At 55.6% G+C, this 11,235-nt stretch carries 10 protein-coding genes and 5 tRNA genes; 10 read left to right on the top strand and 5 right to left on the bottom strand.

All coding sequences use genetic code 11. The features are described from left to right. Window positions 1–23 precede the first annotated feature (23 nt). The 5 genes from CRD13_RS01115 to CRD13_RS01095 all read right to left on the bottom strand — a co-directional run bounded on the left by CRD13_RS01115 (window position 24) and on the right by CRD13_RS01095 (window position 1,548). A complete protein-coding gene (locus CRD13_RS01115; protein WP_049193214.1) occupies window positions 24–980 on the bottom strand; it encodes a DUF1963 domain-containing protein in 957 nt (318 codons plus the stop codon). A 148-nt stretch (window positions 981–1,128) separates the two neighbouring features. Beyond that, window positions 1,129–1,204 (bottom strand) — tRNA-Gly (locus CRD13_RS01110). 27 nt (window positions 1,205–1,231) lie between these two features. Next, a tRNA-Val gene (locus CRD13_RS01105) sits at window positions 1,232–1,306 on the bottom strand. 32 nt (window positions 1,307–1,338) lie between these two features. Further along, a tRNA-Cys gene (locus CRD13_RS01100) sits at window positions 1,339–1,409 on the bottom strand. Window positions 1,410–1,475: 66 nt separating this feature from the next. Next, window positions 1,476–1,548: transfer RNA gene (locus CRD13_RS01095), tRNA-Gly, on the bottom strand. A gap of 357 nt (window positions 1,549–1,905) precedes the next feature. Between CRD13_RS01095 and CRD13_RS01090 the strand changes: the two genes are divergently transcribed. The 10 genes from CRD13_RS01090 to CRD13_RS01045 all read left to right on the top strand — a co-directional run bounded on the left by CRD13_RS01090 (window position 1,906) and on the right by CRD13_RS01045 (window position 11,134). Continuing rightward, window positions 1,906–1,980, top strand: a tRNA-Val gene (locus tag CRD13_RS01090). Window positions 1,981–2,165: 185 nt separating this feature from the next. Further along, window positions 2,166–2,756, top strand: coding sequence for a copper resistance CopC family protein (locus tag CRD13_RS01085; protein WP_049190805.1), 591 nt, complete (start codon window positions 2,166–2,168; stop codon window positions 2,754–2,756). 4 nt (window positions 2,757–2,760) lie between these two features. Then, window positions 2,761–3,369, top strand: a complete 609-nt coding sequence (locus CRD13_RS01080) for a copper chaperone PCu(A)C (RefSeq protein ID WP_070429453.1) — start codon at window positions 2,761–2,763, stop codon at window positions 3,367–3,369. A gap of 286 nt (window positions 3,370–3,655) precedes the next feature. Then, window positions 3,656–4,882 carry a Dyp-type peroxidase gene (locus CRD13_RS01075; RefSeq protein ID WP_147765657.1) on the top strand — a complete coding sequence of 409 codons (1,227 nt, stop codon included), beginning with the start codon at window positions 3,656–3,658 and terminating at the stop codon, window positions 4,880–4,882. Between the two features lie 159 nt (window positions 4,883–5,041). Next, a complete protein-coding gene (thrS, locus tag CRD13_RS01070; protein WP_222865026.1) occupies window positions 5,042–7,036 on the top strand; it encodes a threonine--tRNA ligase in 1,995 nt (664 codons plus the stop codon). Between the two features lie 151 nt (window positions 7,037–7,187). Continuing rightward, window positions 7,188–7,823 (top strand): HIT domain-containing protein, encoded by a 636-nt coding sequence (locus CRD13_RS01065; RefSeq protein WP_042388668.1) that lies wholly within the window; start codon window positions 7,188–7,190, stop codon window positions 7,821–7,823. Beyond that, on the top strand, window positions 7,817–8,518 hold the full coding sequence (gene pgsA / locus CRD13_RS01060) for a phosphatidylinositol phosphate synthase (protein ID WP_048731329.1): 702 nt from the start codon (window positions 7,817–7,819) through the stop codon (window positions 8,516–8,518). The genes CRD13_RS01065 and pgsA overlap by 7 nt, the downstream gene beginning before the upstream one ends. An 11-nt stretch (window positions 8,519–8,529) precedes the next feature. Continuing rightward, window positions 8,530–9,432 carry a phosphatidylinositol mannoside acyltransferase gene (locus CRD13_RS01055; RefSeq protein ID WP_069358711.1) on the top strand — a complete coding sequence of 301 codons (903 nt, stop codon included), beginning with the start codon at window positions 8,530–8,532 and terminating at the stop codon, window positions 9,430–9,432. A gap of 2 nt (window positions 9,433–9,434) precedes the next feature. Next, complete coding sequence (locus CRD13_RS01050; protein ID WP_187401175.1) at window positions 9,435–10,577, top strand: glycosyltransferase family 4 protein; 1,143 nt, start codon at window positions 9,435–9,437, stop codon at window positions 10,575–10,577. Between the two features lie 53 nt (window positions 10,578–10,630). Next, complete coding sequence (locus tag CRD13_RS01045; protein WP_016422677.1) at window positions 10,631–11,134, top strand: hypothetical protein; 504 nt, start codon at window positions 10,631–10,633, stop codon at window positions 11,132–11,134. Window positions 11,135–11,235: the final 101 nt, after the last annotated feature.

Below are 11,235 nucleotides of genomic sequence, written 5' to 3'. Positions count from 1 at the left end.
TGGGGCGATTGTGGAAAACAAACCTAGCCACAATCCCAGTAGAAAACAGCACCATCGGTCGTGCCAGTATTTTCGGAGCGGTACACCACGGCCTCGCCGGCGTGCATCTTCTTCAACGCGTCTGGGTGAAGGAATACGTGGGCCACACCTAGATCGCCCCACATGGCCTCGAAGGGGAGCTCTTCTTCTTCGAGATATGTGGAATCGATCTCTAGGAAGTGAACGTACCCATCAGGCTGAAAAGGGTCTTGCGCGAAAGCGGGGAAACCGCCAAGCATAATGTTGCTTTGGTTACTGGCTGCGGCTCGCAACTCAACTAGCTCGTCAAAGTAGTCATCGTTATCAAGAAAGTCATCGTCCTTTTCGGACTCCAACGCCTCGTACACTGCTTGGTCAGTGGGAGGGATCATTGCCACTGCACTAGACAAGGAAATCGGAGAGTTCATAACCGTCCCAATATCCTCGTTGAACGGGGAGCAGTAATCCTCGTGCTCTTCATCGAAGGCTGCTGGCTCCGCGGTATGAGGTCCAGGGAAGCTGTGGTTGCCAAAGCCTTCCGCAGGCTCAGGGATATAGCGAATCTCCATGCCGTTTCCTGGCGAATCTGAAGTAAATCCGCCGCTGAGGGGATCAGCGCCGACAAAGAGTTGAAAAATTCCTGATTCGGGAATCAATCCGTCGAGAGTTGCTTCGCTTGTCGACGCCCCCTCCGCACGCACATGACCGACAATATCCGCAAAATTCAGCTGAATGATGTGGAGCAGTGGCTGACCGCTCTTTGCGATGGGCCATGTCGCACCTTCCGGAAGATACGGCCTGCCACCGAAGTACGAACCATGGTCGGTGGGAGTGCTGTTGGAGTAGGGAAGGGTTACGCCTGGTTGAGCAAGTTGGATGAGGCCATCAGTGTCTTCGGAGATAAACTCTCCGGCCTCGATCAACGAGCGAAGTGCTTGAACCTGTGCTGTGAACTCTGACATGGCAGGTGGTTCTTTCTCTCGGAAAACAAGGTGTTTAATCAGGGATTATCCTTCAAACGAAAGGATGCTGCAATAGCTATCCACTGCAGCATCCTTTTCCTTGATTCGCCAAAAAACTCCCTTGTGGAGGACCACAAGGGAGTTAGCGTGGAGCGGATGACGGGACTCGAACCCGCGACCCTAACCTTGGCAAGGTTATGCGCTACCAGCTGCGCTACATCCGCAAATACGCTCGCCCATAAGGGCTTACGTGGTGCGCGATACTGGGATTGAACCAGTGACCTCTTCCGTGTCAGGGAAGCGCTCTCCCGCTGAGCTAAACGCGCATTACATCGAAACCGGTAAGGAATCTCTGCTGAGGTGGAAACGGGAATCGAACCCGTGTACACGGCTTTGCAGGCCGTTGCCTCGCCACTCGGCCATTCCACCGTGAGGCTGCCGCCTCAGTGGTTGCCTCGAAGTTATACCACAGAGCTTAACTTCTTGAGAAACCAGAGCGGATGACGGGACTCGAACCCGCGACCCTAACCTTGGCAAGGTTATGCGCTACCAGCTGCGCTACATCCGCATCACGTTGCAAGGAGAGCGAAGGAGAATCTCAATTGCTCTCTTGCGGTGCGAAAGATACTTTAGCGTGCTTGTGCGATTGATTACAAATTACCAGGTGAACATCTGTATTGTGCCTGTGGGCGTAGGGCTAAAGACCAACCTTTGATGCCTCTGAATCGCAACGATGTCATTTATTCGCTTTCGTGGGTTGGTTACTGGGGGCTATCGAGTCGCTATCGTCATGGAGTTCCATCGGTGGGGTAATAAATCGTCGAACTGCGCAATCGCAAACGCAATGCAACCCAATTAGGGAAACTTCCAAAACGCGTGCTAACTTATTCCGCAGAGCAGCAAAGGCTTAGTGCTTTTCTGTCCGAGTCCCATAGCTCAGTGGAAGAGCGTTCCGTTCACACCGGAAAGGTCGCTGGTTCGAACCCAGTTGGGACTACCATTTAAAACCCCGGTCGACGCATCGTATAAAAACTGCGCGGCCGGGGTTTTGCTGTGTGACCTGAACTATATTCGTCCCTCTCGGGAACTTTTCTGGACTACCATCCGACAATAGGTATAAGGGCAGCGGTCAGACTACTGCTGTTCTTCTCGAACTGTCCCGCTTAAAGGAGTTGAACTGTTCTAGTGAGTCCCCGGGTCGCTTCAGGCGAAACGTTTCGGTTCTCAAAGTCGGGTTTCCGGCGTGCAGTAGCCGCCGCTGCGGCGCTTGTAGTCTTTGCAGGTGCGTCAGTTATTAATGCTGGCCCCGCGCATGCTCACGATTCCGTGCTGTCGTCTAACCCAGGCGACAAGCAGGTTCTCGATGAATTTCCGCACCACGTTTCTCTCAAGTTCTCCGGCAACCCCAAGAACAATTTCAACACCGTTGCAATTAGTGATGCAGATGCCAAGGAAGTCCTGTACTCCCACGAGCCAGAGGTAGTGGGTAATGAGGTCTCTTTGGATATCCCTGAGGATATTAATCCAGGCCCTGGTAACTACATCATTGGTTTCCAAATCACCTCCTCTGATGGTCACTCCACCCGAGGAAAGACCTCTTTCTCAGTGGCTGATCCGGATGCTGCTGGCGCAGCCGAAGCCGGGGCAGAATCTCGTCAGACCGGTGCGCACGCCGAGGAAACGAAGTCAATACCGCTATGGGCTTATGGCCTCGGTGGTGGACTCATCGTCATCATCGCCGCTGTCGTCATCGTTATTAATCGAAAGGCAAAATAGACACATGAAGCTCAATCGCACTGCAACTGCACTGATCGCTGGTTCCGCAGCTCTGACCCTTGTTCTGGCAGGATGCTCGTCCGACGATAACACTGCTGCTGAGGTGACTGAGTCCGCAACTTCCGCGGCGACCGAAGCTACCTCTCAGATGGAGAAGAGCGATGCTGCTGTGCAGCTGGCCGATGCCTACATCAAGGAAAAGCCGGCTGACAAGGGCATGACCGCCATCTTCGGTACGCTGACCAACAACACCGATAAGGACATCAAGGTTTCCTCCTTCAAGCTTGAGGGACTGAAGGAAGGCACGAAGTTCGAGCAGCACGACACCAAGGACGGCAAAATGTTCGAGGTGCCGGAAGGTTTGACGATTCCGGCTAATGGCGAACTCGTTCTCGAACCGGGTAGCACTCACTTCATGATTATGGACAATGATGAAGCTATGGATGTGGGAGCTGAATACAAGCTCGTCATTGAGCTTTCCGACGGCTCTAGCATCACCCAGGACGTTGAGGTTCGCGTCCAGCCAGCGGGTGAAGAGGACTACGGTAATGACGGTGACCTGAACAACCCAGAGCACATGGGCGGCGGTGAGATGGATCACTCGGGTCACTAATTCTTGTGACAAGTTGGTCAAGTAATCGCTCGTCGTAAAGCGGGCGTGAGCTCAGGTACGTCGAGGAATTGACTAGCTGAATCTAATGGTGGCAGAAGCGCTGGAGTTGGCAGGTTATTGCAGCATATGCAACGAACTCCTGCGCTTTTCTTTTTCCGAAAAAGGTTTTCGATACGGTCGAATTGGATAGGCCAGTGGTTGCGTTGAAGCTATTGAAAAGTTGGCGGATTCCCAGCCATCTCATGTGCTCCAGTTCGAAGTAATCAGAAAGGTAAGAGTGCACAAAATGTCCGAAGGCTTTTCCAGAAGGCGTTTTCTTGGCGGGCTCGGCACCGCCGCAGGAGCCTCAGCGCTCGCCCTGGGGGCGCCGGAAGCCCAGGCGATTGGGTTGGAACCTCCACAGGAAGAGCCGCCGAAACCGCCTTTGCAGACAGCAACCGTACCTTTTGATGGCGCCCACCAGGCGGGGATTGCGACGCCCGCACAGGCGAATCTATGGCTAATTGCCTTCAACGTGAAGAAGGGGGTCGATCGCAATCGCCTCCAAAACCTCATGCGTGCCTGGACGGATGATGCCCGCCGAATGACAGCCGGCAAGGCTACTCGAACGGACTTGGAACCTGAGCTCATGGGGAGTCCGGCCAATCTGACTATCACTGTTGGATATGGGGAGAATTTCTTCACAATCATCGATAGGGAAGACCAGAAGCCTGAGTGGCTGGGAGATCTGCCAAAGTACGTTAACGATGAGCTCCGCCCGGAGTGGAACGGCGGAGACCTGTGCCTGCAGATTTGTGCGGACGACCCAGTAATGGTCTCCCATGCGGCCCGAATGATGATCCGAAATGCAGGTTCTTATTTGGATGTTCACTGGGTGCAAGCTGGTTTCCAGCACGCCAATGGTTCTACGCAGGAAGGCGAGACCCCGCGCAATCTCTTCGGTCAGAAGGACGGTACGGTCAACCCGCGCACTCGTGAAGAATTCGACAAGCAGGTGTGGATTGATAGTGGTCCGGATTGGTTGCGGGGCGGTACAGCGATGGTTGTCCGCCGTATCGAAATGGATATTCCAGGCTGGGATGTGTTGGACCGCGAAAGCCGCACTGTTATTACCGGCCGAGATATCGGCACCGGCGCGCCAATTGGAGGTAAGGACGAGTTTGAGACCGTCGACCTGGCGAAGACTGATGAATATGGTCTGCCTCTGACGGATCCGAACAGCCATGTTGCGCTGTCAATGCCTCCGAAAGAGAAACCTAATCAGCGGATTCTGCGACGGGTCTACAACTATGACCTGCCACCGGAACCGAATGGTCGATTCGAGACCAACACCGGCCTGGTATTCATTTGTTTCCAGAAGGACCCGTTGGAGCAGTTCAATCCGATTCAAGAGCGGCTGTCCAAGAACGACCGTCTCAATCAGTGGATTTTCCACATTGGATCCGCCGTGTTTGTTATGCCACGAGGAACTTCTGAGGAGGAGTACTGGGCCCAGGACCTTTTCGAGGCCTGAGTTTTGACCGTGCGGTAAAGTGTGTGAACGACTGACGAAGGTCACCAGGTATGTGATTTTCGAAGACACTTTGAAAAGGAGTACACGCACGCCGTGTCAGAAGAATTTGCAACCCCAGCACCGTTTTCCGTGCCCGCAGGAGTTTCTGCGGGCGAGGCGATGAGAGACCTGGGTTTCCCGAACAAGGGCGTTGACGCCATCGTTTGTGTCCGCGACCCTGAAGGCAATTTGAAGGATCTGTCCTTTAAGCCAGAAGTGGAAACCGTCTTCGAGCCCGTTCCGGCGAATACTCCGGACGGTCGCGATGTCATCCGCCACTCTGCGACTCACGTGATGGCTCAGGCCGTGCAGTTGGAGTTCCCTGGGACGAAGCTGGGCATTGGCCCTGCCATCGACAATGGTTTCTACTACGACTTCCGTGTCGATGAGCCTTTCTCGCCGGAGGATCTCAAGCGCATCGAAAAGCGTATGAAGAAGATCATCAAGTCTGGTCAGCGATTCGAGCGCTTCGCGTTCGAGTCTGCCGATCAGGCGCAGGAAGCGCTTGCCGACGAGCCGTATAAGCTCGAGCTGATTGTTGAAAAGTCGGCCGGCAAGGTGTCCGAAGATGATGAGGCCAATGTCGACGTCGGTGGTGCAGGTACGACCTTGACCGGCTACCGCAACGTCAATCCGCGTACTGGCGAGACCGAGTGGTTTGATCTTTGCCGCGGCCCGCACGTGCCGACCACTCGTTACATCCCTGCTTTTAAGATCACGCGTTCTTCCGCTGCGTACTGGCGGGGTGACCAATCTCGAGATAACCTGCAGCGTGTTTACGGCACTGCGTGGGAGTCCAAGGAAGCGTTAGACGAGTACCTTGACCGCATGCTCGAGGCTGAGAAGCGCGATCACCGCCGTTTGGGCTCCGAGCTGGATTTGTTCAGCTTCCCGGATGAGATTGGTTCTGGTTTCCCGGTATTCCATGTCAAGGGTGGCATCATCCGCAACGAGATGGAGCAGCACTCCCGTCGCCGTCATATCGAAGCGGGCTATGACTTTGTGAACACGCCGCACGTAACTAAGGGTGACTTGTTCAAGAAGTCTGGTCACCTTGACTTCTACGCGGATGGCATGTTCCCGCCGATGCAGCTCGACGGCGAATATGACGAACACGGCAACTGCACCAAGGCTCCGCAGGACTACTACGTCAAGCCGATGAACTGCCCGATGCACAACCTCATTTTCGCATCGCGTGGTCGCAGCTACCGTGAACTTCCGATTCGTATGTTCGAGTTCGGCACCGTCTACCGCTACGAGAAATCAGGCGTTATCCACGGTCTTACCCGAGCCCGTGGCTTTACGCAGGACGATGCCCACATCTACTGCACCGAGGATCAGCTGGAAGAAGAGCTCACTAATGTTCTCGACTTCATCATTTCGCTTCTGCGTGACTACGGCCTGGATGACTTCTACCTGGAGCTGTCTACGAAGGACGAAAAGAAGTTCGTCGGCTCGGATGAAATTTGGGAGAAGTCCACAGCTATTCTCCAGCGCGTTGCCGATGCTTCTGGCCTCGAGCTCGTTCCTGATCCGGGCGGAGCCGCTTTCTATGGTCCGAAGATCTCCGTCCAAGCCCGCGATGCCATCGGCCGTACTTGGCAGATGTCGACGGTACAGCTCGACTTCAACCTGCCGGAGCGCTTCGAGCTCGAGTACACCGCACCTGACGGAACCAAGAAGCGCCCGATTATGATTCACCGTGCGCTTTTCGGCTCCATCGAACGTTTCTTTGGCGTCCTATTGGAGCACTACGCAGGTGCTTTCCCGGCTTGGCTGGCTCCGGAACAGGTTGTTGGTATTCCGGTTGCGGATGACTGTATCCCACACCTGGAGGACTTTGCTGCACAGCTGAAGTCTCGTGGCATCCGTGTCCACGTGGATACGTCCGATGACCGCATGCAGAAGAAGATTCGCAACCACACCCAGGCCAAGGTTCCGTTCATGATTCTGGCTGGTGCCCGTGACATTGAGGCAGGTGCCGTCAGCTTCCGGTTCCTCGATGGCACCCAGATTAACGGGGTGGCAGTTGAGAAGGCTGTGGACATCATCTGTGATTGGGTTGCTTCGCGGAATAACGAACAGCCGAACAAGGAGAATGTCTCTGCTCTCTAGAGGTCGTTAACGCTCTCTAATTCGACCGCGTTGTTTTAACTGGTGAACCACGCGTGGTAATCCAAAGAAGTTGACCGCGAGGTCGTAAACTACAGCAGAGAAATATATGTGGTCGGGGCTCGAATGGGGACCCGGCCACGCAACGAAGGGGATGGCAGTGAATCAGTCGGGAAGTGAAGAGTTGCCTCCGCAGCAGCAGGGCAATGCCGGCCAGCAGGAATCGTCTGATGGCGTATACGTCGACAGCGGTTACGGCGAACCGGATCGGCTCACGCGCTTATGGGCACCGTACCGGCTGGATTACATCGTCAAGCGTGGTGTGCATAACTCCAAGCCATCCCGTAACCCCTTCGTTGATTTGCCGAAGCAAAGCGATGAGGAAGCACTCATTATCGCTCGCGGCGAGTGGGTGTACGCCGTTCTGAATCTGTTCCCGTACAACCCAGGGCACCTCATGGTGGTTCCATATCGCGAAGTCGCCAACCTTGAGGACTTGACCGACGAAGAAACAGCCGAGATGATGCGATTTGCCAAGCATGCGGTTCGTACCCTCAAATCGGTTTCGCGTCCGCACGCCGTCAATGTAGGTTTCAACTTGGGCAAAGCCTCCGGCGGTTCGGTCGCCGATCACCTGCATATGCACGTCGTACCGCGCTGGTCGGGTGACAGCAATTTTATGACCGTGATCGATGGCACCAAAGTGTTACCGCAGGCTCTTCGTCAGACTCGCGAGTTGCTTGCCGACGGCTGGCGTGCCCTTAATCAAGAGGATGGGGCAGCATGCTGAGTGTCCGTGGCAGGGCTCCAATCCGCCCAGTAGTTGAACCGATTGCCGCTGCACTTTTGCGGGTCGGCATTAGCCCGAACACGGTCACCCTGGTGGGAACGGTAGTTTCCGTTCTGCTTGCGGTAATCCTGATTCCTACCAACCATCTTTTCGCAGCTGCGGTGTCAATCGCTATTTTCACTGCTTTTGACCTGCTCGATGGCACGATGGCCAGACTGCGAGGGCGGGGAACGAAATACGGAGCGACGCTGGATGCTTCCTGTGACCGTATTACGGATGCTGCACTGTTCGGGGCGATAGCGTATTGGGTGGTGTATCACCATGGCGCGGATTCAGTGCTGCTCATTCTGACACTGATTACCATGGGATCGTCCCAGGTCATTTCCTACGTTAAGGCTCGAGCAGAGGCTAGCGGCCTCAAGGTCAACGGTGGTCTCGTCGAACGTGCGGAGCGCCTGATTATCGGTCTAATTGGCGTCGGGCTCCAGGGGCTTGGCGTGGACTATGCCCTCTACGTCGCGATGTGGCTCCTGGCGATTGGGTCGGTCTTCACCGTCGTTCAGCGCTTGTACATGGTGGCTAAGCAGCCAGGAGCGTTGGATCCCATCGCCCCGCCAGAAGGTGCAGCTGATAGTTCATCTATCAACCCTGACTCTGCTACGAAGTCCACGGGTTCGGCTGATTCCAACAACTAAAGGAGGATACGATGACTAGTTTCTTCCTGCCTCGCTCGAAAGATGATTTCGTTGCGCTCGGCTATATGGCCGGGTGGAAGATTTTTGGTCTGCTGCCGGAACGCGTGGCCTACCGCATCGGCAACATAGCCGCCGATCGTGTAGCAGCAAATCCAGCGACTACCCGCCAGCTTCGCAAGAACCTGGCTCGCGTTATGGGCTGTCCGCCTGAGGAAGTGCCGCAAGGTCTTATTCGGGCTTCCATGCGTTCCTATCTACGCTATTGGGTGGAGGCATTCCGGTTGCCCTCCATCGCGTCGCCAGAGTTGGCAGACACGGTCGAATCCACCAGCGATGGGCTCGAACGAGTTGCTGAGGCCCTCGAGGCCGGAGATTCCATCGTCATCCCACTGCCGCATTCTGGTAACTGGGATATGGCAGGTATGTGGCTCGTTTCCCGCCATGGTCGGTTCAGTACCGTGGCGGAACGGCTGAAGCCAGAGGTACTTTACGACGCTTTCGTGGAGTACCGCGAATCCCTCGGATTCCACATTCTCCCGCTTACCGGTGGCAAACCCGCGATGCCGGAACTGCAGAAGCGATTGGAAGAAGGTGGCGTTGTGTGCCTGCTGTCTGATCGTGACTTCGGCGGCCACGGGGTCCCGGTCACTTTTTTCGGCGAGCAGACGACAATGCCGGTCGGTGCAGCAAAGCTGGCACAGGACACGGGCGCTCGGCTTATGCCCGCGGGCCTGTCCTACACGCGCGATGGTTGGCGTTTTGTAGCGCATCCATTCGTGCCGACTGAGGGGCGCAATCTACCTGACATTGTCCAGGACATCGCTACTGTTTTTGAATCTGATATTGCCCAGCATCCAGCGGATTGGCACATGATGCAGCCACTGTGGCCGGCGGATAAGAAGAGGTCAAAGTAGCCGTGCGAATCGGAATGGTGTGCCCGTACTCGTTCGATGTCCCAGGAGGGGTTCAAGCTCACGCGATTGACTTGTGTGAGGAGTTTATCCGTCGCGGCCACGAGGTCAGTCTTATCGGCCCAGCTAGCGCGCAGGCGGACGTGCCGGATTTCGTTGTTCGAGGTGGTGCCGCCATCCCGATTCCGTATAACGGCTCGGTCGCTCGGCTATCTTTTGGTCCCCGCACCAGCCGTCGAGTCCGCACATGGATTGAGGAGGGTAGCTTCGACATTCTTCATATCCATGAGCCGAATTCGCCCAGTTTTTCAATGCTGTCGTTAGTAAACTCGGTCGGGCCAATTGTCGCGACCTATCACTCTGCGGCGACGGACTCCCTAGCATTGAAGTTGGCCACGCCATTTTTGCGGAAGTACCTTGAACGCATTCGGGGAGGCATCGCTGTCTCGGAAGTGGCTCGTCGCTGGCAGGTTGAGCAACTCGGCGGCGACCCGGTTCTCATTCCCAATGGTGTCCGTGTTGGAGATTTCGAGTCCTGCCCGGCCGCCTCATCGTTGCCTGAGATTCCGCCACGGCGTGAAGGGGTCTATCGGCTTGTCTTCCTCGGACGCTTCGACGAATCTCGTAAGGGCTTTGACGTCTTGCTCGACGCGTTGCCAACAATACGTGCGGAGATTCCACAGCTTGAGGTCTGTGTCGTTGGTGATGGTGATATCGCGGCAGCTCGTCGTAAAGCGGGCAGAAACGCAGATGTCCTGCATTTCGTCGGCAGACTGTCGGAGGATGCTAAGGCGTCAATACTCGCCGATGCGGATGCGTACATTGCCCCGCAGCGTGGTGGAGAGAGTTTCGGCATCGTGCTGGTAGAGGCGATGGCGGCGGGTGCGCCGGTGATCTCCAGCGACATCGATGCGTTCAAACTCGTGCTTGACGACGGCCATTACGGGCTTCACTTTGAAAACGGTAACTCCGCAGACCTTGCGGATGCAGTCGTACGCCTTTTGACGCAGTCAAAGTTGGGGGAGGAGCTTCGCGCACTCGGGCATAAACGGGCTTGGGAGTATGACTGGTCGCAGGTCGCCGACGGCGTTCTGCGTGTGTACGATACGGTGCGCATGGATGGCGAAAAGGTCGTCATTGCGCCATAGAGATTTCCGTCGTGTTAGCTGATTAAACGCAGCGGAGTGAAAGTGGGTTTTCGGTGGACGTAACCGTTCCAATCTGGGTCGTTGTCCTAGTCATTGCGCTGATTGTCGTACTCGTTAGCGGTTTGGTGGCTTCATCGACAGCGACGCGTTTGAACCGTATGCACATTCGCACGGACTTGGCGCGTTCTTCACTGGAAGCGGCGTTGGGGCGAAGGGCCGCAGTCGCTCGTGCCGCCTACCCGGAACTCGCCGGCGTAGTGACGAAGGTGGAAGCCACACCACTTAGAGCCAACAACACTGGACAGCGCGCAGACGTGGAAAACGAACTGACTAGGAAAATTGTGGCGCTCTATGAGGAACAGCCCGTGGACCGAACGATGGCAATTGAGCTTTCTGACGCCCACACGCGGCTCGAGCTCGCCCGCCGTTTCTACAATGATGCGGTGACGGATACGAAAGCACTGCGAGCCAGGCCGCTAGTACGCGCGCTGCGGCTGGCGGGCACTGCACCCGAACCGGAATATTTCGATGTTGCAGACGGACTGACAACTGCTTAATTGTGGGAAAATTCGCTGTTGTGCTGGAAGTTCGCCGTGTTTTGTGACTCAATGAACAGCACTGTCTAGTTCAGGCGTTATAGTGTTAAACGACTACAAAC

The organism is Corynebacterium sp. LK26 (assembly GCF_014335085.1).
GTDB lineage: Bacteria > Actinomycetota > Actinomycetes > Mycobacteriales > Mycobacteriaceae > Corynebacterium > Corynebacterium jeikeium_D.
This window is presented reverse-complemented; position numbering and strand designations above follow the sequence as displayed.